Source organism: Streptomyces sp. AA4, from assembly GCF_000158875.1.
In the GTDB taxonomy this organism is placed as follows: Bacteria; Actinomycetota; Actinomycetes; order Mycobacteriales; family Pseudonocardiaceae; genus Amycolatopsis.
Genome location: NZ_GG657746.1, coordinates 8,171,850 through 8,198,787, shown reverse-complemented (window position 1 = coordinate 8,198,787; position 26,938 = coordinate 8,171,850). Strand labels below are relative to the sequence as shown.

Genomic DNA, 26,938 nt, shown 5'->3' with positions numbered 1-26,938 from the left:
CCGGTCACACGAAGTGAGTTGTCAAGCTCAGTGTCTCGTGACTGTTGGTGATTCTCTAGGTTCTTTAGCCGGTATCCGACAGGTCACGATCAGTTCGCCACGTGTCCAGACGATAGCGCTCCGCACTGTCGGCCGGGGTGGGTTCGATCTTTGTGGTTTGTGCCACATCCGTTCGGGTGCGTCGTCCGCACTGTGGAACGGCCGCCGCGCGGGCGCCCAGCCGCGTAGCTTCGCCCGGGTGACCGCTCTCCCGACGTTCACGCTCGCCATCGTGGGCGCCGGACCTCGCGGGGTCGGCGTCCTCGAACGGCTGTCCGCGAACGCCGCCGGCCTGCTCGGCGACCGGCGGATCGAAGTCCATCTCATCGACCCGTTCCCGCCCGGCCCCGGCCGCGTGTGGCGGTACGAGCAGTCGCCGCTGCTGCGGATGAACTCGATGCCCGAGGACGTCACCGTGTTCACGGACGACACTGTCCGGATCGACGGTCCGGTGCGGCCGGGTCCGTCGCTGATCGAATGGGTGCGGCAGGTGCGCGCGGGCACGCTGTCCTATCCGGTGCCGGACGACGTCCGTGCGGAGTTCGAATCGCTCACTTCCACGGACTTCCCGACCCGGCGGCTGCAAAGCCGGTACCTGGAGTGGTTCTACCGCAAGGTGGTGGCCGAACTGCCGCCCGGCATCTCGGTGGTCGAGCACCTCGCCGCCGCCGAGAGCGTCGACGAAGACGAGACCGTGCGGCTTTCCGACGGCACCACAGTGTCCGCCGATGCCGTGGTGCTGACTGTCGGCCACCTCGACGCGGTCCCCGACTCTCGGGAACGCGAACTGGAGGCGTTCGCCGAGCAGCACCAGCTGTCTTACTACCCCGCTGGCTACACCGCGGACGTCGACTATTCCGCGGTGCCCGCCGGAGAACCGGTGCTAGTCCGGGGTTTCGGGCTCGCGTTCGTGGATCTGATGCTGCTGCTGACGGAGGGTCGCGGCGGCCGGTTCGAGGAACTGCCGTGCGGCGGGCTGCGCTATCACCTCAGCGGTGCCGAGCCGATCCTGCACGTCGGTTCCCGGCGCGGGGTGCCATACCACGCGAAGACCGGTTACCGGTTGCGCGGGAAACCGTTGCAGCTGCCCAAATTCTTCGACCAGCGCGCCATCGAGGGGCTGACCGGTCCGCTCGGCTTCCGTGCGGACGTGTGGCCGCTCATCGCGAAAGAACTCGCCTGGGCGTACTACACCGAGTTGTTCACCGGACATCCAGAACGCGTGCGCACGGATTACGCGGTCTTCGCGGACAAATTCGCCGACCTGCCGTGGTTCTCGGCCGAAATGGACGCGCTCATCGCCGCTGCGGTGCCGGCCCGGGAAGACCGGCTCGATCTGGAGCGATTGGATCGCCCGTTCGCGGGCCGCCGCTTCGATTCCGGCGAGGAATTCGGGAAAGCGGTGCGGAAATACATCGAATCCGACCTCGCGCGGCGCGCGGATGTGCACCACAGTGCGGATCTCGGCGCGTTCATGGCTCTGCTGTCGGTGATCGGTCAGCTGCCCGCGCTGCTGGCGACCGGACAGCTGACCGCCGCGTCCCAAGTGGCCGAGATGGACGGTTGGTTCCACGGCTTTTTCTCTTACTACGCAAGCGGTCCGCCACCGCGACGGCTCGACGAACTGCTCGCTCTCGAGGATGCTGGCGTCGTGTCGTTCCTCGGGGCGAACCTCTCGATCGCCGCCGACGAGGCGACGGGTGCGTTCGTCGCGTCGAGCACCAGCCATCCCGACACGGTCACCGCGCGGACGTTGATCGAGGCACGACTGCCGGACGCGAGCGTCCCGCGCGTGTCCGACCCGCTGTTGCGGAATCTGCGAGACAGCGGCGCATTGGCTGAGGAAACCGTGCCGGATGTCGACGGCGCGACACTGCCGTCCGGGCGGATCGCCACGATGCTCAACGACTTCCGCCTGGTCACCGCGGACGGATCCCCGCATCCACGACGGTTCGCGGTAGGCCCGCACACGAGCGTCCGCTCGGCAGGGGCCTTCACGCGACCGCGCACGAACGCGATCTCGTTCCGGCAGAACGACGCGCTGGCAAGGGAAATCCTGCGGCTGGCTAACCCTTGACCGCCGGTGCGATCTGCTGCGCCCATTCCCATGGCGCGGCAGTGTCGCCGGGCAGCGAGTTGAAGTACTCCCAACCGTCGATCACCCGGTTTAGCGCGTCGTTCGACAACCCGGGACTGCTCCGCAGAGCACCAGGAACACCGCCAGCACCGCCGCCGTGACCTTTCGCATGGTTCGGACCATAGGACGGCGACGGCGCCCGCGGCAGGGCCGAACGACTCAGCAGCGGCCCAGCATGTCCGTCAGTGCGGACTTCTCCGCCGAATTCACGGTGAGCTTGAACTTGTACTTGACCGTGACCCACATCTTGGCGTACGTGCACCAGTATCCGGTGGACGGCGGCTTCCACTGGTCCGGCGACTTGTCGCCCTTTTCCTGGTTCACGTTGTCGGTCACCGCGATCAGCTGCGGGTCGGACAGGTCGTTGGCGAAGGCCTGGCGCTGCGCCTGGGTCCAGGACGAGGCCCCGGTGCGCCACGCGTCGGCGAGCGGCACGACGTGGTCGATGTCCACATCGGACGGTGAGCTCCAGGTCGCGCCGTCGTACGGCGAGGTCCATTTGCCGGACGTCGGATAGCAGTCGGAGCCGACCTGGACGTTCGTGCCGTCGCGCTTGAGCACCATCTCGCGCGTGTTGCAGCTGTTGCCCTGGTCGATCCAGTGCGGGAACTTGTCGCGGCTGTAGCCGGTCTGCGAGCCGTCCGGTTTCACGGTGAGACCGGAGAGCTGGCTCTTCGCGGTGTCCGCCGACGGGATGCCCGGCGGCGTGGCGTCGGCGACGCCGACCGTGACCGAGCCGAGCAGCGCGACGCCGGCCAGGACGGTCAAGGAGTTGCGAACTGTGCGAGTGGTCGGCATATTGCTGCCTTCCTGGTCAGATGCGGGACTGATTCACCTTTGACCACGAAAGTGGCGTGCGCAACACCGTCAGGTGACAGCAAACCGACCTTCTGTAAACGGAAAGTCACCGAGAGTCCAAGTTCGCTTGAACCTCGTCCGGCGCGGGAGGGTCAGCCGCGGACCGCGCGGAGGTCGGCGGTGTGCCGGTACCAGGTCCGCCGGGTGATCTCGCGCTCCTGCGGGACACCGTCGATGACCAGCGAAGACGTCGGCACGCAGCCGAGCTGGAAGGCGCGGCCGCGGAACGTCGCGGACCGTTTGAGGAGCTTGCCGCGGGTGATTCGGGCGGTCACTCCGGAGTCGTCCGGTGCGACCTCGATGCCGGAAACCGTGCCGTCGAAAGCCACCTGTTCGTCGCAATACGCCTGGCCCTTGACATCCCGCAGGGTCGCGTGCCCGAGGAGCACGCCGCCGGTGTCGTCGCGGACGAGGGAGATCTCGGCGTCCTCGCCCTTCCAGGCGAGCGCGAACGCCTCGTCCGGGTCCGCGGGCAGCCGCCAGTGCGCGGCGACGCGGGAGCCGGACTCCGTGGCGACGAAACCGACGGACACGCCCGGGAGGAGTTCGCGGCGCATGAGACGCACCACCACGGCGGCGAGGTCGGCGTCGGCGCCCAGGACGACGAGCCGGTCGTGTTCCCCCAGCAAGGGGTCGATTTCCGCCTTGCCGGGCCGCGGCCCGGCGTGCACGAGCGGGACGTCGCCGAGCCGCGCGGGCAGATCCGCCGCGGCACCGCAGGCCACCACTATTCCGCGCACTCCGGTGTCCTCCGTTAAAGTCATGCACCGGCATTTACCAGCGCCACCCGTGCCCCCGTCCGGGGTCACTATTCCTATTGCCGAACACCTGGAGTGTCACATGCCGGCCATCGTGCTGATCGGTGCCCAGTGGGGGGACGAGGGCAAGGGCAAGGCCACCGACCTGCTCGGCGACCGCGTCCAGTGGGTCGTCCGCTACCAGGGCGGCAACAACGCGGGCCACACGGTCGTGCTGCCGAACGGCGAGAACTTCGCGCTGCACCTCATCCCGTCCGGGATCCTGACGCCGGGCGTGACGAACGTCATCGGCAACGGCGTGGTCATCGACCCGGGCGTGCTGCTGGACGAGCTGGCCGGTCTCGAGGAGCGCGACGTCGACACCAGCAAGCTGCTGATCTCGGCCGACGCGCACTTGATCATGCCGTACCACGTGGCGATCGACAAAGTCACCGAGCGCTACCTGGGCAGCCGCAAGATCGGCACCACCGGCCGCGGCATCGGGCCGTGCTACCAGGACAAGATCGCCCGCGTCGGCGTCCGCGTGCAGGACCTGCTCGACGAGAAGATCTTCCGGCAGAAGGTCGAGGCGGCGCTGGAGTTCAAGAACCAGGTGCTGGTCAAGGTCTACAACCGCAAGGCGCTCGACGCGGACCAGGTCGCCGACGAGGTGCTCGCGGCGGGCGAGAAGTTCGCGCACCGCATCGCCGACACCCGGCTGCAGCTGAACCAGGCGCTGGAGCGCGGCGAGACGGTCCTGCTGGAGGGCTCGCAGGGCACGCTGCTCGACGTGGACCACGGCACGTACCCGTTCGTCACGTCGTCGAACCCGACGTCCGGCGGCGCGAGCGCGGGGTCGGGCATCGGCCCGGGCCGCATCACGACCGTGCTGGGCATCCTGAAGGCCTACACGACCCGCGTCGGCTCCGGCCCGTTCCCGACCGAACTGGACGACGAGTCCGGCGAGTACCTGCGCAAGCAGGGCGGCGAGTTCGGCGTCACCACCGGCCGCTCGCGGCGCACCGGCTGGTTCGACGCGGTGATCGCCCGCTACGCGGTGCGGGTCAACGGGATCACCGACTACTTCCTGACCAAGCTGGACGTGCTGTCCGGACTGGAGAAGGTCCCGGTGTGCGTCGGCTACGAGGTGGACGGCTTCCGCACCTCGGACATGCCGATGACCCAGACCGACGTGCACCACGCGGTTCCGATCTACGAAGAGCTGCCGGGCTGGTTCGAGGACATCTCGCACTGCCGCACGTACGACGAACTGCCCGCCAACGCGCGCGCTTACGTCGAGCGGATCGAAGAGCTGTCCGGCGCCCGGGTGTCGGCGATCGGCGTCGGTCCGGGCCGGGAGCAGACGATCGTGCGGCACGAGTTCGCCTGAGTCTGTTGCATCGGCCGGCCCGCTGGTCGACTACAGCGGCATGACAGATGACGCGGCCGGTCGTCCCGCTCGGACGCAGAAGCTGCCGGAGCTGCGGTGGTGGTGGGTAGCCGCTGCCGCCGCGGCGACCGCGGTCCTGATCGCGGCGGCGACCTGGCTGCTGGTCAGCCAGGTCGCGACGGCCCCGACGTCGGACACGGCCCGGGCTGAACTGGACGCCATCCGCACGGCGCTGAGCCTCGCGGTCGGCACGGGCGGCGCGTTCGCGCTGTGGCTGGCGGCGCGACGGCAGCGGTCGACGGAAATCCAGATCAGGGAAACGATCGCCGCCACCGCCGAGGACCAGCGGCACCGGGAGCGGGTCCAGCTCGCGACCGAGTTCGACCTGACCGAGCGGCGGATCACCGAGCTGTACGCCAAAGCTGTCGAGCAGATCGGTTCGGACAAGGCCCCGGTGCGGCTCGGCGGGCTGTATGCGCTGGAACGGCTGGCCAATGCCAATCCGACGCTCCGGCAGGCGATCGTCAACGTTGTTTGCGCGTATTTGCGGATGCCGTTTCCGGAGCCTTCGTGGGATTACGAAAGCTCGCGAGCGGCCGAGCTGGAAAGCGGCATGTCGGATGTTGAGCGGCAGGAACGCGAGGAGCTTCAGGTACGGCTCGCTGCGCAGCAGATGCTGGCGGATCACCTCCGAGAGGCGGACGGCTCGCCGGAGAAGTGGGGCGCTTGCGATATAGACCTAAGCCGTGCGGTCTTGATCGACTTCAGGCTTCAGCGGTGCTCCGTCGGCAACGCCCAGTTCCATGGAACCCAGTTCCTAGTGGTGGCCAGGTTCGACAAAACTGTCTTTCACGGAGAGGTCTGGTTCTATCATTCCGACTTCGACCGGATGGCGAGCTTCTCCGGGGCGAAGTTTCTCGACCGAGCCGTCTTCACGGCGACGCGGTTCGGCTGGCACCTCTTGTCGCCCGGCGTGCGATTCCTTGGCGGAGCCGGGTTTCATCGCGTGGAGTTTTGCGGAAGGTGCGATTTCCGCGACGGGGAGTTCGCGCAATTCATCGAGTTCGATCAGCCGCCGAAGCTGAGCGAGCCGAGTGACGAGTATGTCGGCGATACGATGTCGTGGAACGAATTTCCCGGTACCCGCTTCAACTTCCAAGGCGCCCGGGCCGGGCAGTTGGCCGAAGAGCCGACACTGCCCGACCGGTGGAGCGTTTCCGCCGACGGGACTTTCGCCTATCGCGGCGAACTGGATCCGTCGTGATGCGAGCGCTCAGAGAACCGTTGTGCTGACTGGGGTCGGGTTGCGGAACAGGTCGAGCACCGGGCAGTGTTCGTCCACCGCGCGGCGGAGCTGTTCGTAGGCCTCGGGCGCGGCCGGGCCGTCGAGTTCCACCGAGACTCGCACGTCGCTGAAACCGGGCCGGGTCGATTCGTCGAAGCCGAAGAAGCCGTGCAGGTCCAGGTCGCCGTCGACCTTCACGCGCACCGAGTCGAGCGGAATGCCGAGCCGGGCCGCCCAGAACTGGTACGTGATCACCTGGCAGGACCCGAGCGCGGCGAGCGCGTACTCGACCGGGTTCGCCGCCTTGTCGGTGCCGCCGAGGACGGGCGGCTCGTCCACGGTGAACGCGTGGTCGCGGACCCGGACGTCCACCACCGTCGCGGTGTTCGCGGCCAGCGCGTGGTCGACGCTGAACGACACCGCCGCGTTGCGCCGGTCGGTCTGCACGGCTTGCCGGGTGCCGTCGATGACGTCGGTCAGTGACATCGGTCCTCCTGGGGTCGTCGGGCGTCCAGGGTGCGGTTTGGGTGCCTGATCGGCAGGGGCTCTCGTCGGCTGAGAACGCGGCTGGCACAAAGCCGGATGCTTGTTTCGGCTGCTGAGAAACCGGTGCCGCGCCTGAATAATTTGAAGGTATGAGCGTCGGACTGACCTTGCCCGCCCTGCCGCGGGACCCCATCACGGTGACCGAAGTGCTGAACCAAGCACGCGAGGCTGAGGAGGCGGGCGCGGCGTCGATCTGGTTCGCCCAGTTGCCCAGCGGCCACGACGCGCTGGCAGTGGCCGCGCTGGCCGGGCAGGTGACTTCCCGGGTCGAGATCGGCACCTCCGTCGTGCCGATTTACCCGCGACACCCGCTGGTTCTGGCCGCCGCCGCGCGCACGGCGAGTGAGGTGACCGACGGGCGGTTCACCCTCGGCATCGGTCTCGGTGCGAAGAACTTCCTCGAACCCGTCTATGGCACGCCGTATCCGCCCCCGGTGCGGCACCTGCGCGAGTACCTGACCGTTTTGCGCGCGCTGTTCGCCGGGGAACAAGTCGACTTCACCGGTTCGACGGTGGAGGTGCATCTGTCGGAGCCCGCGCCGGCCACGCCGATTTCGGTGCTCGTCGCCGCGATGGGCCCGCAAGCGTTGCGGGTTACTGGCGAACTGGCCGACGGCACGCTGCCCTATCTGGCCAGCCCGCGCGCTCTCTCGAACCTGATCGTGCCCGGGATCGGCCCCGGCAAGCGAGTGATCGCCGCGGTTCCGGCCGTGGTGACGAGCGACGTCGAGGCGGTGCGCGAACGTGCGGCCCAGGAACTCGGCTTCTACGGTTCGATCCCGTCGTATCAGCGCGTGCTGAAAGAGGGCGGCGTCGAAAACGCGGCGGAATTGGTGCTGATCGGCGACGAGGAGACGGTCGCCGCCGGAGTGCAGCGCTACTTCGACGCGGGCGCAACCGACGTGTTGCTCACCCAGACCGCCCTGCACACCGACGAGGACCGCCGCCGCACCTGGCGGCTGACGGGCGAGCTCAACTCATCCGGTTCGTAAGGGTTGTCGTTACGGACATTTCCTCCAGATCGAGTTCCCGCAGGACCTTCTGCAGGACGTCGTCGTCCAAGCGGCCGGCGCGGTTCTCCTCGATCATCGCCGCCCGCTGGGTGATGAGGAGTTCCCGCCGCGCCTTGGCGAATTGCGCCTGCGGACTGTCGCGCCGTTCCTCGCCGGACAGCGTGATCGCGGCCTGCGCGAACCGGTAACGGGTGTCCACCACGCGTTCCAGCCGTTGTTCGAGCCGCTTCATCTTCTCCGGCTCGATGTCCAAAGTGGACAGTTGGTCGCGGGCAAGCTCGCGCAGCCGCTCGTGCGCGGCTTTCTGCGCGACCTTGCGCGCGGCCAGTTCTTCCGCCTGGTCACGAGCGTCCTCGTCGGGGTCCTGGACCTTGAGCAGCCGAATCAACGGCGGCAGCGTGAGCCCCTGGATCAACACGGTCCCGACCGCGACGGCGAACGCGAACAGCTGAATCTCCGCCCGCCCAGGCGTACCCGCCGGCACCCCGGACGCGGCGGCGATGGTCACGACGCCGCGCATGCCGGTCCAAGAGATCACCGCCAACGAACGCCAGGCCGGCGGATCGTGCTTGGTGCGTCGGAGCAGTTGCAGTGACCGAGGCAGGTAACTGGACAGGAAGACGGCCGGAATCCGCACGAACATCGTCGCGAGCAACACGACGACCGCGGACAACGCGAGCGTCCCGTTGTCCCGCGCGGCATGCGACGCCCCGTCGAGCACGAACGGCAGTTGCAGCGCCATCAACGCGAACACCAGCGCCTCGAGCATGACGTCGATCGACGCCCAGACAGACCGGTCCTGCACCCTCGTCGCCGGCGACGCCCGCAACGACCGGTGGCCGAGGAACAGCCCCGCCGTGACGACCGCCAGCACGCCCGACCCGCTGAACTCCGCGCCGAACGGATGCAGGTGCTCCGCGGTGACGTACGCCGCGAACGGCACCACGATCCCGAACGCCGATTCGAGCAACGGATCGTCCAGCCGCGTGCGGATCAGCTCGACGACCCCGCCCGCGACCAGCCCGACCAGAATGCCGACCACCGTCGCGACGGCGAAGACCGCGAACCCGTGCCCGAGCGACCCGGCCGTCCCGGCCACCGCCGCGAGCGCGACCTTGTACAGCGTGAGCGCGGCCGCGTCGTTGACCAGACTTTCGCCGGTGAGCACCGTCATCACGCCCCGAGGCAGCCCAAGCCGCCGCCCGATCGCGACAGCCGTCACCGCGTCCGGCGGAGACACGACCGCCCCGAGCACCAGTGCCGAAGCCCACGGCAAATCGGGCAGCAGCAGATGCACGACGAACGCGATCACGAACGCGGTGGCCACCACGAGCAGCACGCCGAGCGTGATGATCGGCCGCAAGTTCGCACGAAAGTGGGAGATCGAACTCTCCAGCGACGTCGAGTACAGCAACGGCGGCAACACGACGGTCAGGATCAGCTCAGGCTCCAGCTCGACCCGCGGAACACCCGGGATCAGCGCGATCCCCAGCCCGACCACCACGATGAGCAGCGGCGCGGACAGGTTGAACCGCCGGGCGACCGCAGTCAGCCCCAGCGACCCGGCGAGCACGCCGACCAGCGTCAAGGTCTCCATGCTTCGCATCTTGACTCATGGTCCGGACGAGACGCGGATGGTGTGGGTTCGTGTCGGACCTCCCTTCGGGGTGGGGTGGACGGGCCGTGTCGCGGGCGGCTCGAGGTGTGGCCGGTCCGGTTCGCGGGCGGCTCAGGGTGAGGTGGGCGGGCGGGGTTGTGGGTGCGTCGGGGTGTGGTGGACGGTCCGGCTCGCCGGTGCGTCGAGGTGAGGTGGGCGGGCCGGGTTGTGGGTGCCGTCGAGGTGTGGTGGGCGGACCGGATCGCGGGTGCATCGAGGTGAAGGGGCCGGATCACGGGTGCATCGAGGTGTGGTGGACGGTCCGCCCGCGGGTGCCTCAAGGTGAGGTGGGCGGCCCGGGTTGCTGGCGGCTCGGGGTGTGATGGCCAGTCCGGGTCGCTGGTGCCTCGGGGGCGAGCTGCGCGGGCCAGGTAGCGGCGGCGGACGGCTTGCCGGTGGGCTTCGTGGTGCGGTCATGGGCCTTTCCCAGCGGGCGGAGTCGGCTCGGCGGCGGTTGGCTGGTGGCGTTGGCGAGCGCTGGGAGGATCCTCCTTTCGGGACAGCGCCTGCGAGAGTTAGTCGGCAGGCGGAAGGCGGCCCGGTGTTGCAGCGGTAGTGGACGGTGGACGTGGTGCCCTGGGCAGAGTCGTGGACGAAGGGAATCGCCAACCGGCATTGGCGCGACGGCGAGTTGCCGGGGGCGGGGGTCGGTAGGCATTGAGTCGGCTTGGTGGGCAGCGGCGGGCAACGTCGCCCGGTGGTGCGGCATAGGGCCGCACCGAGGCATGCAGGGCAGACGCGTTGCGGCGCTGCGGCGGCGGGGTCGACCGGAGTTGTGGGCGGCGCCCGGCTGAACAGACTCCCCTTCGGAGGCTTCGCTCAGGTACTCGCAGCGGAGCAACGCCGGAGCACCCGGCAACGCTGGACCGCGCAATTCCGGGCCGTGCAATTCCGGGCCGTGCAATTCCGGACCGTGCAATGCCGGACCGCGAAATGCCAGACCACGCGGTCGGATTGAGCGATGGCGGGCGGAGAACGGTCCGCGGTCTCGGGTGTCCTCCGGATCAGCCGAGTTCCTTCAGTTCCCTTTCCACCGCGGCCAATTCCTCCGCCGAGCCTTGCACCTTCGGGCCGGTGAACCACTTCCGCGCCGACAGGACCCACCACAGGGCCGCTCCGCCCAGGACTACCAGGAAGGCGATCGGCGTGTAGTTGAACGTGTCGACCGTGATGGGGCTTGCTTGGGGCAGCATGAAGAGCACGAAGATCACCACGACCCACGCCGTCGCGACGATGCCGATGGGTTTGCCCCAGCGGCCCAGGTTCCACGGGCCCTTCTCGAAGCTGTCGCCGCGGCGGACGCGGAGGAAGACCGGGATCACGTACGCGACGTACAGGCCCACTGTCGCGATCGAGGTGACTGCGGCGTACGCAGTCGCGCTCCACAGGTACGGCAGCGCCAGCACCAGTGCCCCGCCCGCCGCTAGCCAGACTGCGTTGGTCGGGGTTTGGGTTCGTTTGTTGATGTTGTGCCAGATCTTCGAACCCGGGATCGCGCCGTCGCGGGCGAAGGCGTAGATCATGCGGGAGTTCGCGGTCACCGAGGCCATGCCGCAGAACAGTTGTGCGCCGATGCAGATCAGGAGCAGGAATTTGCCGGTCACCGCGCCGGTCGCGTCGATGAAGATCTGGGCGGGCGGGACGCCGGTGGCAGAGTTGACGGCTCCGTCGTAGTCCTGGATCGCGAACGTCAGGCCGATCAACAGGATCCAGCCCGCGACCAATGACACGAGGATCGAGTTGATGATCCCGCGCGGGCCCGCTTTCGCGGCGTTCTTGGTTTCCTCCGTCATGTGCGCCGAGGCGTCGTAGCCAGTGAGGGTGTACTGCGCCAGCAGCAAACCGAGCAAGAACACGTAGGGCGCGGAACCCCAGCCGGTCTGGTTCACGAAGCTGCCGAACACGAACGACGCTTGCTGATGCTTCGCCGGCACGAACACGAGCACGCCGACGATCACCAGCACGCCCAGCAGATGCCACCACACGCTGACGCTGTTCAGCACTGCCACCACTCGCACGCCGAAGGTGTTCAGCACCCCGTGCACGACGAGAATGATGGCCAGCAACAAGATCGTGTGCCCCGGCGTCGCGCTGAAGCCCCACTGCAGGTCGAGGAACGCGTTGAGGAAGAGCGCGGCGCCGAAGTCGATGCCCGCGGTGACCGCGATCTGTCCGATCAGGTTGAACCAGCCGGTGAACCACGACCACGCCGGACCGTTGCGGGTCGCCAGTTTCGCGGCCCAGTAATAGAGTCCGCCCGCGGTCGGGTAGCTCGAGCACACTTCCGCCATGCCCAGCCCGACCAGCACCACGAACAGCCCGACCAGCGGCCAGCCCCAGATCATCGCCGCCGGGCCGCCGGTCTTCATGCCGAAGCCGTACAGCGTGAGGCAGCCGGACAGGATCGAGATGATCGTGAACGACACGGCGAAGTTCGAGAACGCCGACATCGTGCGTTTGAGTTCCTGCGCGTAGCCGAGCGCGTGCAGGCGAGCGCTGTCTTCGTCGGGTTGTCCGGTCTGCTGGTCGGAGACATCCATCGGGCACCCACCTGAAAGGTATGCGGACAGACCATTGAGAGTGCGCAGAAGTTAGCCCTCTCCGTTCGCGGGTGTCAAGGTTTCGCTGGTCGCTGGACGGAAGCTCCTCCGAACGGCGCAGGGCGGCTCGGGTTTGGGTGATCAACATGAGACGAGTATCTCGAACAATTGTTCGAGTGCGCATCACTCGAACAGGTCGTCTCTGGGGTGACTGAGTGCGCAGGCGATGATCAGCGAGTGAACGCCGAAGAGCTGGTCGCGATCGAACTGGCCGACGAAGAGCGCAAAGTGCTGCGTTGCGGACTGGATGAGTGGGGTGGGCCGGCGCGTTGCACTGAGGCGCTCGCAGTGGCGATGGGCTTCCAGAGCGTGGCTGATTTGCACGAGGACGGGAGCCGGCTGCGGGCAGCACTCATCGCTGGCGATCCGCTCAGCGCTGGGGACTGGCGGCGGATAGTGGTGGCTACCGAAATCGTCTTCGCCAGCGACGTGTTCGGCTCCGGCATTGACTGGTCGACAACCACCGGCTTCTCGGACGAGGAGACGATCGTGATCCTGCGGCGATTGCAGCGAACCATCGCTCGCGAGCTTCGCGGCGCGCTCCATCGGCGCAACGATTGAACAGCCGCGAAAAAGCCCGCCGGTGACCCGAAGGTCACCGGCGGGCCAGGAGAAACCAGAGAAAACTCAGCGACCGACGAAGTCCCGCACCGATTCCAGCGCGGTGTCCGGCTGGTCGGCGAAGAATCCGTCGACCCCGGCCTTCAAGAACGCCGCCTCCTCCGCGAACACGTTGCCGTACGCGCTCGGGCTGGCCGAGGAGCGCAGGTTCGCCGGGAGGAACGGGTTTTCGTTGCGGAAGGTGTAGGGCTGCACCTCGAGACCGGCGCGGTGCGCGTCGGCGATCAGCGTGGTCGGCTTGCCGAGGTTGTCCTGCGCGTCGCGCGGGATGATCTGGCCCTTCTCCGGGCCGAGGTACTTCGCGTACTTCGCGATTTCGCGCAGACCGGCGGGCGTCACCAGGTCCGCGTACGTGCGCTTGTCGCCCTTCGCGACGAAGTCCGCCGGAGCGCCCTTCGCCTCGGTCAGCTGCAGCAGCGGCACTCGCACCTGCTTGCTCAGCGCCTGCAGGTTCGACACCTCGAACGACTGGATGATCACCGGCGCGTTCGGGCGGTTCAGGCCGTTGCGGTTGAGGATCGACACGAGCTTCGGCTCCGTCGGGTTCCCGATCGAGCTGAAGTACGTCGAGTGCTTGACCTCGGGGTAGGTGCCCAGGGTCCGGTGCAGTTCGTGGCCGAGCCGCCGGGTCAGGTCGAGCACCTCCTGGTACGTCGCGATCCGGTAGCGGCCGTCGTAGAGCTGGTTGTTCGGCCGGTTCTGCGGGATCCGCTCCTTCGCGTAGAGCGTCTTCAGTTCGGCGAGAGTGAAGTCCTCGGTGAACCAGCCGGTCATCTTGGTTCCGTCGATCACCTTCGTCGTCTTGCGCGAGGCGAACTCGGGATGGGCCGCGACGTCGGTGGTGCCGCTGATCTCCGGCTCGTGCCGGGCGACGAGCTGGCCGTCCTTGGTCGGCACCAGGTCGACGTCGACGTAGTCCACGCCCATCCGCCAGGCGAGTTCGTACGACGCGAGCGTGTGCTCCGGGCGGTAGCCGGGCGCTCCCCGGTGTCCGACGATCACCGGGCCATCGTGCCGGGGACCGTGGGCGGCCGCACCCGCGGCCGTCTCCTCGCTCGCGGAGGCCGGGCCGATCGCGAGACCCGCGACGCCGAGCAGGGCCAGACCGGACAGGGCGAGCACGCCGAGGCGTTTGCGCTTCATGGGGGACCTTTCTCTACCGGGCGATCCGCAGCTCGCCACGACTACCGCGTCACCCTCACCGCCGCAAGCGTCGGGCGCGCGGCACCAGCCGGACGAGCGGTTGACAACCGGGTAAACGGTGGATGGCGGCCTAATCCGGACACTGCGCGACCGGCACCGGACCAGTCGCGCACCTGGTCCGGGCCGGGGTCGCGGACGGCGCGCTGCCGCGGCGCGACACGCACCGTTACGCTGTCCCGCGTGCGCGTACTGGTAATCGGCTCCGGCGCCCGGGAGCATGCACTCGTCCTCGCGGTGGCAGGCGACCCCGCGGTCACGGCGCTCGCTTGCGCCCCCGGCAACGCCGGCACGACTGCGGTCGCGGAGCAGCTCGGGGTCGAGCTCGCCGAGCCGGAAGCTGTCGCGGCCCTGGCCAAGGAGTGGAAGGCCGACCTCGTCGTGATCGGGCCGGAGGTGCCGCTCGTCGCGGGCGTCGCCGACGCGGTGCGCGAAGCCGGCATCGCCTGCTTCGGGCCGTCTGCCGCGGCCGCGCGCATCGAGGGGTCGAAGGCGTTCGCGAAGGACGTCATGGCGGCCGCGAAGGTCCCGACGGCTCGCAGTGAGGTCGTCGACACTCCCGCGCGTCTCGACGCCGCGCTTCAGCGCTTCGGGCCTACCTGGGTCGTGAAGGATGACGGTCTCGCCGCCGGCAAGGGCGTGGTCGTGACGCAGGACGTCGAGGTCGCGCGCAAGCACGCGCTGATGCTGCTCGACGGCGGCCACCCGGTTCTGCTGGAGTCCTTTTTGGACGGTCCGGAGGCCTCGCTGTTCTGCTTCGTCGACGGCCGCACCGTGGTGCCGATGCTGCCCGCGCAGGACTTCAAGCGCGTCGGCGACGGCGACACCGGCCCGAACACCGGCGGCATGGGCGCGTACGCACCGTTGCCGTGGGCGCCCGAGGGCCTGGTGGACGACGTCGTCGCGCGGATCGTGCAGCCGGTGGTGGACGAACTCGCCGACCGGGGCAGCCCGTTCTCCGGCCTTCTTTACGCCGGGCTCGCGCTCACCTCGGAAGGCCCGCAGGTGATCGAGTTCAACTGCCGCTTCGGCGACCCCGAGACGCAGGTTGTGCTCGCGCTGCTGCGTACGTCGCTGGTGACTGTGCTGAACGCGACCGCCACCGGGAAGCTGGCCGAGCTGCCGCCGCTGGAGTGGTCGAACGGGGCCGCGGTCACCGTCGTGATCGCTGCGGACGGGTACCCGGGCAAGCCGCGCACTGGCGACGTCATCACCGGCGGAGAGATCGAAGGCGTCCTTCACGCGGGTACGCGGCGTCGCGACGACGGTGCGGTGATCTCGGCTGGCGGCCGCGTGCTGTCGGTCGTTGGCACCGGTAAGTCGCTTAAGGCGGCGCGTAAGCACGCGTACGAGACTGTCGAGCGCGTACACCTCGCTGGCTCGCACCATCGCACCGATATCGCACTGCGCGCGGCCAACGGGGAAATAAGCACTCCCGCCTGAACAGGTTCTCCACGAAGTTCGCCTCGGGTTCACGCGCCGGTTGGTAGCCTCGAAACGGGTCCGTACGGTCACCGTCCGTATCACGGGAGGGGTTAGCGCATGCCGGAAAGCACACCGCTCACCGACCTGGCTTCGTCGGTTCCGGCAGCGCCGGGCGTGGCGGACATCGTGGTCGAGCCGGCGAAGCTGCTCGAGGTCGCGCGGGTGGTCGACGAGCAGGTCAGCGCGCTCGAAGACAAGTTGCTCACGCGGCTGGGCGAGCTGCGCGTCGACACTCCTTCGTCGGACACGGTGAGCGTGAACGCGATGGCTGCGTGGAACACGGTTGTCGCGGAAGGCGATCAGTCGTACGCCGCGCAGGTGCGTGCGTACGTCGCCAATCTGCACAAGCTTGTCGGACAGTTGCGCGAAGCAGCGAAGACGTATGAGGCCAGCGACGCGGACAAGGCCGCGGCTTTCGGGGACCGCGGTGCGCACGGCATCCACTAAGCCGATCCTCGCCGTTGTCGCGGTACTCGGGGTCGCAGGCTGCTCGTCAGGCGAGCAAGGCACCGCGTACCCCGTACAGCCCGCGATGAGTTCCCTGGCGCAGCAGACGAAAGCGGCCGCTTTGCCGCAGCGGCCGTCGGATTTGCCGATCGCCGGGACCGATCCGTGCGACTTGCTGGGTCAGGCGCAGCTCGACCTGCTGAAGGTGACGAGCGTGCCGCGCAAGGCCGCCGAGCCGAAGGACGGTCCGACCTGCGTGTTCGATTCGGACAAGACCGAACCGTTCCACGCGTTGCACCTGCGGATCGTCAACGCGGACGTGCAGGAATGGCTCACCGGATCGCGGCGCAAGAACAGCATGACCACCGCGGCCACCAGCGTCGAGGGCTATCCGGCGATCACGAACTACCGCGCGGCGGGCACGCCGGCCGACTGCGAAGTGCTCGTCGGCGTCGCCGCGGGACAGACCATGGCGGCACAGGAGTTCGCGGTCACCGCGGGCGCGTTCAGCCAGCCGCAGTTGTGCGACATCGCCACCCAGGCCGCCGGCCTGGCCGTGCAGGGCCTGAAGAACCGGACCTAGGGAGGGCGCGTGGAGATCTCCGAACTCGCGGGCAGGATCCGCGACCACCGTTTCGACGGGTGGACCGACACCGCCATCGCCGACGAGATCGAGAAATTCGGCACCGGCGACGGCATCGCCAGCATCGCCACCGCGGTTGAGGCGCTGCGCGAAATCGCGACCGCGCTCGCGGGCACCGACCACACCCTGCGCGAGCAGCTGGCGAAGCTCGGCGTCGAATGGCAGAGCCAGGCGGGCGGACAGGCCGGGCAGGTACTGTCGGACCAGGCGGGCTTCTCGCAGGACGCGATGCAGAAGGTCGCGCACACGGCGGAAATGCTTTTCGCGCAAGGAGAAGCGTTCAATCGCACCAAGTACAAGCTGCCCGACCCGGCCGCGGTGCGCAAAGGCGCGGAGAGCCTCACGCTCCTCGATTCGGTGGCGAGCTTCCTCGGTTTCGAGACCGACCACGCGGCTCAGGTGCAGGCCGCGGACAACGCGCGCGGCCAAGCGGTCGAGGCGTTGAACGCTTACGCCCAGCAGAGCGGCGAAAACCTGCTGTCCACCGAACCGCTGGGGCAGCCGCAGTCGCTCACGATGGTCCAGCCCGGCAGCGGGCCGAGCCCGGTCGACCGCGCGGCCGCGGCGGTCGAGGTGACGCCGGACGGCCAGGTGCGGCCCGCCGCGGCGTCGGTGAAGTCGCAGTACGTTCCCCCGCCGCCGCCCCCGGCTCCTCCGGCCGCTCCGGTGGGGGATCCGCCGACGCCCGGGTACGGCACGGCTTCGCCGGCACCGGCGCCTCGGCCAGCCGCGCCGGTGGTCGCGGCCAGTTACGTGCCGCCGTCTTCGCCTCCGCCCGCGGGCTGGGAGCAGGGACCCCGTGGTAACCCGCCGCGGTCAGTTCCGACCGGCGGACCGGGAATCCCCAGCGCGCCAACCACTTCGGGCGGGCCAGGCCCCTCCGGCGGGACGCGGAGTCCGGGCGGAATGCGGCCCGGCGAGTCCGGCACATTCCTGCCGACCGGTCCTCGTGGGACTGGCAGCGGGCAGGAAAGCGCGCCGGTCAACCGAGGAACTGTGGGCAGCGCCGAAAGTCTTGGCGGCGCAAGCGGATCCGGTCGTGCCGCGGTCGGCGGCTCGGGCGGGGGCAGCTACTCCGGCAGCGGGCACGAAAACCAAGCACTGCAACGAGGTCGGCTGGTCGGCAGTGCCCCGCAGGCACCGGCAGCCCCCGTCGCGGAAACCCCCGGCACCGCCCCCACCCCGCGCGGAGGCGGCGCGTCACCCGGAGAAATCGGGGCGGGCGCGGCGGCTTTGGGCGCGGGAGTAGCCGGTGGTGCGCTATCCGGAGACCGCGAAAGGCAAGGCCGCGCACAGGAAAGCCAGCCGAAGGGGTTGGTCCGGCCGTTGCCGGTGGACGAGCTTCCCGAGGAAGAAGCCGTCGCGTTGCGGAAAGCCGAGCAAATCGCGCCGAAATCGGGTGGCGGGGACGCCAAATACCTTTCCGAAGCCGCTCCGCAGGAAAGCGACGAGGAGCACGTGCGCCGTTTCGGCGTCGACGACAAGGACCTGTTCGCCGACGGCCGGATGGTGACGCGCGACGTCCTCGGCGACGGCACGGGAGACGTGCGCCGGCCGTGAACCTGGTACTGACCGCCCTCGAATTCGATGTGCTGTGGGAATCGCTGGAGCTGGGCGGACGCCCGGCCGCGCTCGCGGTTCCGTCGCCGGGCCGCACGCACACCGAACGGGCCGAGCTGATCGAGTCCGTCTGGGATTCCCTCGCGCAGCGACGGCTGGCGCGCGGCCGCCGTCCCTCTGGGACGGTGCTTGACCAGCTGCATTTGCTGGCGCGTCCGCGGGAAGCGGTGGACGTCTGGGTGTGGGCGGACCGCGAGATCCACGGCCGCGCGGTGAGCCGGGGCAGCCAGGCCGTGCTCGCGGTGGTCGACCGGGACGAGGTGTGGCTGATCCCCGCGGACGCGAGTGCGCTCGCCGACGCCGTGGTGTCGGTGGCCGGATCGCTCGACCCGGGCGTCGGCCAGTCGGTCTCGGTGCCGCACAGCACGCTGGTCGCGGCCGACGCGGCTGCCGCCGGGGAGCCGAAAGCGCTGGTCACGGCGTTGGAAGACCGGGGCGTGGCGTTGTGGGAAGCGCAGGAACTGGCGGGCATGCTGATGGGACAGGCCGCCCGCGGCCAGTTCTGCGCGGAACGGGTCCTGCGGGACGGGACGGTGCGCCGGTCACCGCATGTGGCGGCGTTTTACGACACCGATTCCGGGCGGTATCTGTTCCAGTTGACCGACGATTCGGACGGCCATACGTGGGCGACGGTGAGCCCGGCGGACAACGCGGTGCTGGCGGAGCGGGTGCGGGAGTTGCAGGCCGCGATTTGATGCCTTGGGCGGACCGTTTTCTCCCGTTTCGCCCCGGCTCTAACCCGGTCCGGGGGTTCGCGGCCGCGAGTCGGACAGAACTGCACACGGCACGCGTCCGAAGTCTTAGAGTAAGCACGGGAACCGAACCGGTCAGGGGAACGTCTGAACTGGTCGGGAAGCGAGTGTCGCGAAGGGGATGACGAACGGTGCCTGTCTACGACCCGGATTCCATGGCCATTGCCGCCAGGAACGTGGAGAAGCTGAAGGACGAGTTCGAAAAGTCCAAGAAGCACCTCACCGGCGTTGACGAGGAGCACGAGAGCCCGTTCGGCACGATGGGCGGCTCCAAGGACGTGCACGGCGCGGTCGGCACGTTCAAGCAGGGCGTGCACAGCGAGTTCGACGCGGCCGGGAAGCTGATGGAGGCGACCAGCTTCATTCTCAAGAAGGCGGCCGGGCTGATCCAGGAAACCGATCAGGTCCACAAGACCGACCTGACCGTCCACGAAGACCGCTGAGCAGGCACGAGGGGGCTGGAGCATGGCGCTGATCGACTACCCGCCGAACTGGAACGGCATCGTCGAAAAGGCCCAGAAGGTCGACAAGATCAACCCGGACGCGATCAGCAAGGCCGGGCAGCAGTTCAGCAACGCCGCGAAGCAGGCGGGCGACCACAGCGCCGCGCTGAACAATTCCGCCAAGTCGTTGGCGGGCGGCGTGTGGGAGGGTCCGGCAGCGGACGCCTTCGTCGAGTACGTCACTCAGATCACCAAAGCGGGCGACAAGGTGCAGGGGCATCTTGACGACGTCGGCAAGGACCTGACCCAGCTGTCGAGCGACCTCGGGGGGATCAAGAGCAAGGTCACCGAGGCCTTCAACACCGCCAAGTCGGCGATCGACAAGCGCATCAAGGAAGAGTCGGAGAAAGCGCAGAAGGCGCAGGCGGCCGAGGCGGAGTACGCCAAGTCGGACAAGAAGGGCCCGGCGCCCAGTCCGACGTCGCAGTCCATCATCGACGAGGCGAACAAGGCCAACCAAACGAACGCCACGACTGCCGAACAGACCATCGATCCGCTGCTTAACCAGGCCGACGACATGGTCAAGAAGTCGCAGCAGTTGATGCAGACCCAGATCACCGGCGGCTACTCGCAGGTCCCGCTCCCGAACTCCGACGGCACCATCCCGCAGAGCACCGGCGGCCTGCACACCGGACACGGCGGCGGTGGCGGTGGCGGCGGAGGCGGTCACCACGGCGGCGGTGGCGGGGGCGCCAGCGGAGGCGGCGGCGGTCTCGGCCCCAGCGGCGGTCCGCCTTCCTCTCCGCCTCCCGGCAACGTCCAGCAGTGGATCCAGGAAGCGATCAAGGAATTGCAGGCCGCGGGCGTGAACGTGACCGACGCGGACATCAAGAACATCTGGGCGATCATCCAGCACGAGTCCGGCGGCAACCCGAACGCGATCAACAACTGGGATTCCAACGCCGCGGCCGGGCATCCGTCCAAGGGCCTGATGCAGTGCATCGACTCGACGTTCAACGCGCACAAGCTGCCCGGGCACGACAACATCTACAACCCGGTCGACAACATCATCGCCGGCGTGCGGTACTCGATCGACCGGTACGGCTCGATCGGCAACGTGCCGGGCATCCAGGCGATGGCGCACGGCGGCGCGTACCGCGGTTACTGACGGGCGCACCCCGCACGCGGTCCCGCCGGTTAGCCTGGCCGCATGGTCGACATCGGTGCTTTCGGCGGGCCCGCGTTGCGGGCAGGCGTGCCTCCTTTTCACGTGATGGACGTGCTGTCCGCGGCGCAGGCCCGGCAGCGCAGCCACGGCGACCTGATTTCGCTGGCCGCCGGGCAGCCGTCCGTGCCCGCTCCGACAGCGGTCCTCGCAGCCGCCCAGGAAGCGCTCAAGGCGCACACTCTCGGCTACACCGAACAGCTCGGCATTCCTGAGCTGCGCGAAGCCGTCGCCGGGCACTACCGGCGCACCTACGACCTCGACGTGACCGCGTCCGACGTCGTCATGACCACCGGCTCGTCCGGCGGGTTCCTGCTGTCGTTCCTCAGCGCGTTCGACCCCGGCGCGCGGGTCGCGATGGCCCGCCCGGGCTATCCGGCGTACCGGAATCTGCTGAACGTCCTCGGCTGCGAGGTCGTGGAGTTCGCGACCACCGCCGAGACGAATTTCCAGCCGACCGTCGAGCTTCTCGACCGGCTCGGGCCGATCGACGGGCTCATCGTCGCGAGTCCCAGCAACCCCACCGGGACCGTGCTGCCGCCCGGCGAGCTGGCCGCGATCTCCGGCTGGTGCGCCTCGCACGGCGTGCAGCTGATCAGCGACGAGATCTACCACGGCATCTCGTACGGCAAGGAGCTCGATTGCGCCTGGCAGTACGGCCGGGAAGCGTTGGTGCTCGGGTCGTTCTCGAAGTACTTCGCGATGACCGGCTGGCGGCTCGGCTGGATGCTGGTGCCGCAGCGGCTGCACCGCGCGGTCGACGTCCTGACCGGCAACTTCACCATCTGCCCACCCGCGGTTTCGCAGTACGCGGCGGTCGCGGCGTTCACGCCGGAGTCGTACGCCGAGGCGGACGCGCACGTCGAGCACTACCGGCGCAACCGCGACCTGCTCTTCGCCGGACTGCGCGAGATCGGTCTCGACAAGCTCGCCCCGGCCGACGGCGCGTTCTACGCCTACGCCGACGTCTCCGACCACACCACCGACAGCCTGAGCTGGTGCCAGCGATTGCTCGCCGACACCGGCCTTGCGATCACCCCGGGCATCGACTTCGACCCGGTCGACGGAGGCCGCTACGTGCGGTTTTCCTTCGCGGGCGCGACCGAGGACGTGACCGAGGGGCTGCGCCGGCTGGGTGCCTGGCTGGGGTGAAACCGGTCAGGGGGAACCCCGAGCTTTCCCTGAACGTTGGCCAGATGGAGAGAGTTTCCGTCGCACGGATGGCACGCTGGAGGGCACCGGGCCGACGTGGCGCGGAAACGGCATCGGAGGAGCCATGTTCTGGAAGATCGTCGGAGCGCTCGTCGTGGCCTGGATCGCCTTCATGGTGCTCGGGTCAGTGATCGGCTTCGTGTTCAAGGCCGTGCTGTGGATCGGCATCATCGGCGGGGTGCTGTTCCTGGGCACCGCGGCCTACGGGGCGATCACCGGGAAGAAGCAGTCGAAGCGGATCACCCGCTGACCGGCGCCGAACCATACTGAGCAGACGAGACGGCTCCCGCACCGGAAAGGCGCGGGAGCCGTTCGCGATTCAGCCCAGTGCCGCGCGGGCGGCCTCGGCACCGTCCCACAGGTGTGCGCGGATTCCGACCGCGCGGGCGCCGTCGATGTTGACCTGGCGGTCGTCGAAGAACAGGCACTCGTCCGGCTTAGCACCCAGTTTGTCCAGGAGCAGCTGGAAAATCTCGGCGTCCGGCTTCGCGACCTTCACGTCGCCGGAGAACAGCGTGTGCTTGAACAGCTTCGACCATTCCTGCTCGCGCACCCAGACGCCGAACGCCGACGGCGCGTTCGACAGCAACGCGAGCGAGGCTCCGGCGTCGGACAGCGACTGCAGCAGGTCCAGCGATCCCGGCGCGAGCTGTCCCCAGCCCGCGACGTCGAGCGCGGTCAGTTCGGCCGACAGCGCGTCGTCCACCTTCACGCCCACCTGGTCGCCGATCGACGTCCAGTACTCCAGATCGGTGCAGCCGCGGTCGTACGGGTCGCGCACGCTCCAGTACACCGGCTCGAACGTCTCGGGCGCGACGCCCATGGCGGCCGCCAGCTTCGGCACCGCGCCGGTGCGGACGCTGAGCACCTCGCCGTAGTCGAACACGATCCAGTTGGTCACCCGAGTCCCCCAGGGTTCAGGCACCGGCTTTGATCCGGTGCAGTGCTTCGGCGATGTCGGCGGACGACAGGTCGCGGTGGGTCACGAACCGCACCTTGCCCGCCATGGGCAGAGCCTGGATGCCGAGCGAGCCGAGCCAGTTCAGCGCGGTCGGCACGTCCGGCACCCCGGCCAGAACGATATTGGTGTCCGGTGCTCGCACGTCCCATCCGTGCTCGGAGAGGCCGTCGGCCAGCCGTTTCGCGAACTCGTGCGTCTCCGCCAGCTCGTCCACGCGGTCCAAGGCGACCAGGCACGCCGCGGCGAGAATTCCGCCCTGCCGCACGCCGCCGCCGAGCATTTGCCGCATCCGGCGGGCCTTTTCGACAAACTCGACGCTGCCCGCGAGGACCGACCCGACCGGCGCGCCGAGGCCCTTGCTGAAGCACGCCGACACGGAATCGACGCCGACCGTCAGCGCCGCGGGCGGCACCTGCAGCGCGACCGCCGCGTGCCAGATCCGCGCGCCGTCGAGGTGCACGGTGAGCCCGGCCTGCTTCGCGACGGACAGCAGCTGCGCGTGCTCGTCGGGCGGAGTGACCGCGCCGCCGGCCGCGTTGTGCGTGTTCTCCAGGCACAGCAGCGTGGTGCGAAGCGTGAAGTACGGGCCGGGGTTGCCGATCGCGGCTTCGAGCGTTTCCGGCAGGCACCGGCCGGGGCCCGCGTCGTGTTCGAGGATGTCCGGCATGCCGCCGGCCAGCCAGGCAGCTGAGCCGAGTTCGTTGACGAGCACGTGCGCGCCGCGGGTCGCGAGGAAGCGGTCGCCGCGCTGGAGGTGGACGCTCAGCGCGATCAGGTTCGCCATCGTCCCGCTCGGCGTCCACAGCGCCGCGGGCATCCCGAGCGTCTGCGCGGCCCGGCGCTCCAGCTCGGCGATGGTCGGGTCGGTGCCGATGACGTTGTCGTCGACCTCGGCCTCGGCCATGGCCGCGCGCATGATCGCGTCCGGGCGGGTGACGGTGTCGGAACGGAAGTCGATCAGCTGCCCAGTCATGGTCACAGTCCGATCACATCACACCGGCGGGCGCGGCATCAATGCGGCGGGGGGTGGAACGTTTCCGGCCGGACGTGCAACCGTGGACGCCCCCGGATCCGTCCCTTCACCGGACATGGCCAGAGCGGAGCGGCAAAGCGCGTGGACCAGCGCGACGAACAGGAGTTCGCGGAGTACTTCGCCGCGAAGAGGGACGCTGTGCGCCGGACCGCCTATCTGCTGTGCGGGGATTGGCACAAGGCCGACGACCTCGCGCAGACGGCGTTCGTCGCGTTGCACCGGAGGTGGAAGAAGATCAGAGACCGCGCGGCGACCGACGCGTACGTGCGCAAGACGCTGGTGCGCGCGGTCATCGACGAATCCCGCCGTCCGTGGCGGCGGGAGCGGCAGACCGAGGTGCTGCCCGAGCCCGTTGACGACAGTCCCGGGCTCGCCGAACGCGTCGCGACCCGTGAGGACCTGCTCGCGGCGCTCAAGGAAGTACCGCCCAAGCAGCGGGCGGTGCTGGTGCTGCGGTTCTTCGACGGACTGGACGTCGGGGCCGCGGCGACGGCGCTGGGCTGCAGCGAGGGCAATGTGAAGAGCCAGACGGCGCGCGGGTTGGCGAATCTGCGCCAGGTGCTGGAACGGGAGGTGGAGACCAATGGATGAGCGGGAAGCCGAGACGTTGTTCTCCGCCGTTCCCGGCGAGGTGCCGCCGCCGACCTTCTCGGTCGAGGACGTGGTGCGCCGTTCGAAGCGCGAGACGGTGCGCCGGCGCAACCGGATCACCGCCGGCGCGGCCGCCGTGCTCGTGGCCGCGGGGTTCGGCACCTGGGGAATTGTGGGCATTTCGAGCGAGAAGTCCGATTCGGGCGCGAATTCCGTAGCCGCACCGGTGCAACCCGGCGGGCCGGCGGCGCGTCCTTTCAGCACTGGGGATGACTTCCCGGGGCAGCCGTCTCGGCAGGGAGCCGGCGAAACCGGGAGGACCGGCCCTCGGGTCGAAGGCACCTCCGGGTGCGGACGGGTGGACTGGGAGCTCGCCACTGCCCTCGCTGGCGAGCTCCCAGGCCACTTGAACGCCGCGCAGGCTTCCCCAGGCAGCGTTTGTACGACGTCGTCGCGCGGCGCGGGGTTCCCGCTTCCGGACGGGATGATCGGCGCGGCGGTGTTCGCGCGCGGAGCCGCGGTGAACGTGCCCACGCAACCGGCCGGAGCCGTCACCGTGCGTCAGCGAACCGGCAGTGGCGGAACTCTCGTGCTGGTCAGCGTGCCGGGGACTGCCGGCCGTCCAGCACCGTACGCAACCGACCTGGCGCGGTTCGCCGCGTCGCTCGCCCCCCGGTTCTGATCGGCGGCTCACCGCCCGGCTGGCAGAATATCCGGGCATGACGGCAGCAGCCACGACTCCGAAGGGCGAGCGACGACGGGCCGCGCTCGTCGAAGCCGCCGCTGAGCTGCTGGCCGAGGGCGGTTTCGACGCGGTCCGGCACCGTGCGGTCGCCGAGCGGGCGGGCCTGCCGCTGGCGTCCACGACGTACTACTTCGACTCGCTGGAAGAACTCGTCACCGCCGCGGTGGAGCACCACGGGCAGACCGAACTGGCCAACGGGCGACGGCAGCTGGAAGACCTGACGACCCGGAACCGGGGCGTGCAGGCGACCGTGGAACTCGTCCTGGACATGCTGCTCGGCCCGCAGAGCGGCGACCCGGAAGCCGACGCCGAGGCGGTCCTGCTGCGCTACGAACGCCTGGTCGCGACCGGACGGCGGCCGTACCTGCGCCCGTTGATGCGGACGCTGTCCCAGCAGCTCAACGAACTGCTGACGGAGATCTTCGCGCGTTCCGGGACGCCGGTGGCCAAGGACGAGCTGGACCGGCTGGTCGCGCTGGTCGACGGGGCCGTGGTGAACGCGCTGATCGCGGTCGACCCGGCTCCGCGCGCCGCCGCCGGGCGGATGCTGCGGACCGCGCTCGCCGAGACCGTCCACTGAGGACAGTCACTCTCGATACGCCGCGGTGGCGCGGATTTCGATCAACAGCCCCGGGCTGGCGAGCCCGCTGACGCCGATCATCGACCACGCCGGGTACGGCTCGGCGGTGACCAGGCGCTTCTTGGCTTCCAGGAAACCGGGCAGATGCTGGCGGATGTCGACGTGGTAGCTCGTAACGTCGACCAGCGCGGACAGATCGAGGCCTTCCAGGCGGAGGATTTCCTCGATCCGGCGGAGCGCGATCTCGGTCTGTTCCTCGATGGTTTCCGCGATCTCCCCGTCCGGGCGGCGGCCGATCGTCCCCGCGATGAAGAGGAGGTTGCCCGCGCGGACGGCGGCCGAGTAGCCGAAGCGGGAGAAGGCGGAGGCCCCGGACGGTCCGAACACCTCGGAGTCCTCGGGGATGGTGACGGCGTGCATGCGGCTTCCTTTCTCAGACGCCCCAGCGGGACGAGTGGCTGGCGCGTTCCAGCCGGGTTTCGCCGTCCGCCGCGCGTTCCCGCAGGAAATCGGCGGGGACGGACGGAATCGGTGCGTTCCGCGGGTTTTTCGCGGCCTGCGCGACGATCGCGTCGGTGAGCGAGCGGACCATCTCCAGCCGGGGATAGGCGGCGTGGATCGCCTCGCCCTGCTCGTCGGTGACGGCGTCGAGGTACTGGGTGCCGATCGGACCGCCGAAGTCGACGGCGACCCCGGCGCGGACGAGTACGCACAGCGGACCGCGGTGTTCCGCGATGCCCGCGGTGGTGTGCAAGGCGATGGCCTGCCAGACCTGGTCGGCGTCCGCGGTGGAGATTCCTTGCCGGACAAGGAATTCGGCCGCCCGTTCGGCACCTTCGACCTCGAAGCGTTCCACGTGCGGACCGTCCGGCGCCACGCCGAGGTCGTGCATCACGCACGCGGCGAACAGCAGGTCGTCGTCGAAGCCGGGCCCGGCCAGCCGGTCGGCGACCAGCCGCGCGAACAGGTAGGTACGGACGCTGTGGTTGAACACTGACTGCGATTCCACCGGGCGGACGACCTCGAGGACGGCGTCCGCCAGCGGAGTCGCGGGCAGCGCGACCACCGGGTCCGGAAGGAGTTCGGTCATGGTTTCAGCGTGGCCCGCACCCCGCTGA

Annotated in this window: 27 protein-coding genes; 17 read left to right on the top strand and 10 right to left on the bottom strand. The window is 69.0% G+C overall.

Annotation, left to right across the window (positions count from 1 at the left end):
- Positions 1-238 precede the first annotated feature (238 nt).
- Positions 239-2,116 carry an FAD/NAD(P)-binding domain-containing protein gene (locus SSMG_RS37510; RefSeq protein WP_037716182.1) on the top strand — a complete coding sequence of 626 codons (1,878 nt, stop codon included), beginning with the start codon at positions 239-241 and terminating at the stop codon, positions 2,114-2,116.
- Positions 2,117-2,335: 219 nt separating this feature from the next.
- On the opposite strand, the gene SSMG_RS37505 is transcribed toward SSMG_RS37510, so the two are convergent.
- Together SSMG_RS37505 and SSMG_RS37500 are read right to left on the bottom strand one after the other, a co-directional pair.
- Positions 2,336-2,974: an HNH endonuclease family protein gene (locus tag SSMG_RS37505; protein WP_037716180.1), complete on the bottom strand. Its 639-nt coding sequence runs from the start codon at positions 2,972-2,974 to the stop codon at positions 2,336-2,338.
- Positions 2,975-3,126: 152 nt separating this feature from the next.
- Positions 3,127-3,798, bottom strand: coding sequence for a hypothetical protein (locus SSMG_RS37500; RefSeq protein WP_199786097.1), 672 nt, complete (start codon positions 3,796-3,798; stop codon positions 3,127-3,129).
- Between the two features lie 76 nt (positions 3,799-3,874).
- Here SSMG_RS37500 and SSMG_RS37495 point away from each other — a divergent pair, with 76 nt between their 5' ends.
- Together SSMG_RS37495 and SSMG_RS37490 are read left to right on the top strand one after the other, a co-directional pair.
- Entirely contained in the window at positions 3,875-5,161 is a 1,287-nt protein-coding gene (locus SSMG_RS37495) for an adenylosuccinate synthase (protein ID WP_009084870.1), read from the top strand.
- Between the two features lie 40 nt (positions 5,162-5,201).
- Positions 5,202-6,425 (top strand): pentapeptide repeat-containing protein, encoded by a 1,224-nt coding sequence (locus SSMG_RS37490; RefSeq protein WP_009084868.1) that lies wholly within the window; start codon positions 5,202-5,204, stop codon positions 6,423-6,425.
- A gap of 9 nt (positions 6,426-6,434) precedes the next feature.
- Here SSMG_RS37490 and SSMG_RS37485 read toward each other — a convergent pair whose 3' ends face one another.
- Positions 6,435-6,932: an OsmC family protein gene (locus SSMG_RS37485; RefSeq protein WP_009084866.1), complete on the bottom strand. Its 498-nt coding sequence runs from the start codon at positions 6,930-6,932 to the stop codon at positions 6,435-6,437.
- A 149-nt stretch (positions 6,933-7,081) separates the two neighbouring features.
- Here SSMG_RS37485 and SSMG_RS37480 point away from each other — a divergent pair, with 149 nt between their 5' ends.
- A complete protein-coding gene (locus SSMG_RS37480; protein WP_009084864.1) occupies positions 7,082-7,984 on the top strand; it encodes a TIGR03564 family F420-dependent LLM class oxidoreductase in 903 nt (300 codons plus the stop codon).
- On the opposite strand, the gene SSMG_RS37475 is transcribed toward SSMG_RS37480, so the two are convergent.
- Both SSMG_RS37475 and SSMG_RS37470 read right to left on the bottom strand, forming a co-directional pair.
- Positions 7,965-9,602, bottom strand: coding sequence for a Na+/H+ antiporter (locus SSMG_RS37475; RefSeq protein ID WP_037716175.1), 1,638 nt, complete (start codon positions 9,600-9,602; stop codon positions 7,965-7,967). The genes SSMG_RS37480 and SSMG_RS37475 overlap by 20 nt on opposite strands.
- A gap of 1,064 nt (positions 9,603-10,666) precedes the next feature.
- The gene (locus SSMG_RS37470; RefSeq protein WP_009084860.1) at positions 10,667-12,202 is read right to left on the bottom strand and encodes an amino acid permease; all 1,536 of its coding nucleotides are present in this window, start codon (positions 12,200-12,202) and stop codon (positions 10,667-10,669) included.
- A gap of 237 nt (positions 12,203-12,439) precedes the next feature.
- On the opposite strand from SSMG_RS37470, the gene SSMG_RS37465 reads away from it, so the two are divergent.
- A complete protein-coding gene (locus tag SSMG_RS37465; RefSeq protein ID WP_199786096.1) occupies positions 12,440-12,823 on the top strand; it encodes a hypothetical protein in 384 nt (127 codons plus the stop codon).
- A 66-nt stretch (positions 12,824-12,889) separates the two neighbouring features.
- On the opposite strand, the gene SSMG_RS37460 is transcribed toward SSMG_RS37465, so the two are convergent.
- Positions 12,890-14,026, bottom strand: coding sequence for a glycerophosphodiester phosphodiesterase (locus tag SSMG_RS37460; RefSeq protein WP_009084856.1), 1,137 nt, complete (start codon positions 14,024-14,026; stop codon positions 12,890-12,892).
- 240 nt (positions 14,027-14,266) lie between these two features.
- On the opposite strand from SSMG_RS37460, the gene purD reads away from it, so the two are divergent.
- The 9 genes from purD (at position 14,267) to SSMG_RS37415 (ending at position 22,160) form a co-directional block, all read left to right on the top strand.
- Complete coding sequence (gene purD / locus SSMG_RS37455) at positions 14,267-15,526, top strand: phosphoribosylamine--glycine ligase (protein ID WP_009084854.1); 1,260 nt, start codon at positions 14,267-14,269, stop codon at positions 15,524-15,526.
- 99 nt (positions 15,527-15,625) lie between these two features.
- Positions 15,626-16,015 (top strand): PE domain-containing protein, encoded by a 390-nt coding sequence (locus SSMG_RS37450; RefSeq protein WP_009084852.1) that lies wholly within the window; start codon positions 15,626-15,628, stop codon positions 16,013-16,015.
- Positions 15,951-16,598 carry a DUF3558 domain-containing protein gene (locus SSMG_RS37445; protein ID WP_009084851.1) on the top strand — a complete coding sequence of 216 codons (648 nt, stop codon included), beginning with the start codon at positions 15,951-15,953 and terminating at the stop codon, positions 16,596-16,598. The genes SSMG_RS37450 and SSMG_RS37445 overlap by 65 nt, the downstream gene beginning before the upstream one ends.
- A gap of 9 nt (positions 16,599-16,607) precedes the next feature.
- Positions 16,608-18,218 (top strand): PPE domain-containing protein, encoded by a 1,611-nt coding sequence (locus SSMG_RS37440; protein WP_009084849.1) that lies wholly within the window; start codon positions 16,608-16,610, stop codon positions 18,216-18,218.
- Complete coding sequence (locus SSMG_RS37435) at positions 18,215-18,973, top strand: ESX secretion-associated protein EspG (RefSeq protein WP_009084847.1); 759 nt, start codon at positions 18,215-18,217, stop codon at positions 18,971-18,973. Before SSMG_RS37440 ends, SSMG_RS37435 begins: the two co-directional genes overlap by 4 nt.
- 188 nt (positions 18,974-19,161) lie before the next feature.
- Complete coding sequence (locus tag SSMG_RS37430; protein ID WP_009084845.1) at positions 19,162-19,473, top strand: hypothetical protein; 312 nt, start codon at positions 19,162-19,164, stop codon at positions 19,471-19,473.
- 22 nt (positions 19,474-19,495) lie between these two features.
- On the top strand, positions 19,496-20,641 hold the full coding sequence (locus SSMG_RS37425; RefSeq protein ID WP_009084843.1) for a transglycosylase SLT domain-containing protein: 1,146 nt from the start codon (positions 19,496-19,498) through the stop codon (positions 20,639-20,641).
- A 42-nt stretch (positions 20,642-20,683) separates the two neighbouring features.
- Complete coding sequence (locus tag SSMG_RS37420) at positions 20,684-21,850, top strand: pyridoxal phosphate-dependent aminotransferase (RefSeq protein ID WP_009084841.1); 1,167 nt, start codon at positions 20,684-20,686, stop codon at positions 21,848-21,850.
- A gap of 124 nt (positions 21,851-21,974) precedes the next feature.
- Positions 21,975-22,160, top strand: coding sequence for a hypothetical protein (locus SSMG_RS37415; RefSeq protein WP_037354113.1), 186 nt, complete (start codon positions 21,975-21,977; stop codon positions 22,158-22,160).
- Between the two features lie 69 nt (positions 22,161-22,229).
- On the opposite strand, the gene SSMG_RS37410 is transcribed toward SSMG_RS37415, so the two are convergent.
- Both SSMG_RS37410 and SSMG_RS37405 read right to left on the bottom strand, forming a co-directional pair.
- Positions 22,230-22,811: an HAD family phosphatase gene (locus tag SSMG_RS37410; protein WP_037716172.1), complete on the bottom strand. Its 582-nt coding sequence runs from the start codon at positions 22,809-22,811 to the stop codon at positions 22,230-22,232.
- A gap of 16 nt (positions 22,812-22,827) precedes the next feature.
- Positions 22,828-23,844, bottom strand: coding sequence for a low specificity L-threonine aldolase (locus tag SSMG_RS37405; RefSeq protein ID WP_009084837.1), 1,017 nt, complete (start codon positions 23,842-23,844; stop codon positions 22,828-22,830).
- Between the two features lie 141 nt (positions 23,845-23,985).
- Between SSMG_RS37405 and SSMG_RS37400 the strand changes: the two genes are divergently transcribed.
- Genes SSMG_RS37400 through SSMG_RS37390 form a run of 3 tightly spaced genes read left to right on the top strand, consistent with a single transcriptional unit; the run spans position 23,986 to position 25,820 of the window.
- Positions 23,986-24,495, top strand: coding sequence for a SigE family RNA polymerase sigma factor (locus SSMG_RS37400; RefSeq protein WP_009084836.1), 510 nt, complete (start codon positions 23,986-23,988; stop codon positions 24,493-24,495).
- Positions 24,488-25,177, top strand: a complete 690-nt coding sequence (locus tag SSMG_RS37395) for a hypothetical protein (protein WP_037716170.1) — start codon at positions 24,488-24,490, stop codon at positions 25,175-25,177. The genes SSMG_RS37400 and SSMG_RS37395 overlap by 8 nt, the downstream gene beginning before the upstream one ends.
- A gap of 37 nt (positions 25,178-25,214) precedes the next feature.
- Entirely contained in the window at positions 25,215-25,820 is a 606-nt protein-coding gene (locus SSMG_RS37390; RefSeq protein ID WP_037716169.1) for a TetR/AcrR family transcriptional regulator, read from the top strand.
- A gap of 6 nt (positions 25,821-25,826) precedes the next feature.
- On the opposite strand, the gene SSMG_RS37385 is transcribed toward SSMG_RS37390, so the two are convergent.
- The gene (locus SSMG_RS37385) at positions 25,827-26,240 is read right to left on the bottom strand and encodes a RidA family protein (protein ID WP_009084834.1); all 414 of its coding nucleotides are present in this window, start codon (positions 26,238-26,240) and stop codon (positions 25,827-25,829) included.
- Between the two features lie 13 nt (positions 26,241-26,253).
- Positions 26,254-26,910 (bottom strand): HD domain-containing protein, encoded by a 657-nt coding sequence (locus tag SSMG_RS37380; RefSeq protein ID WP_037716167.1) that lies wholly within the window; start codon positions 26,908-26,910, stop codon positions 26,254-26,256.
- Positions 26,911-26,938: the final 28 nt, after the last annotated feature.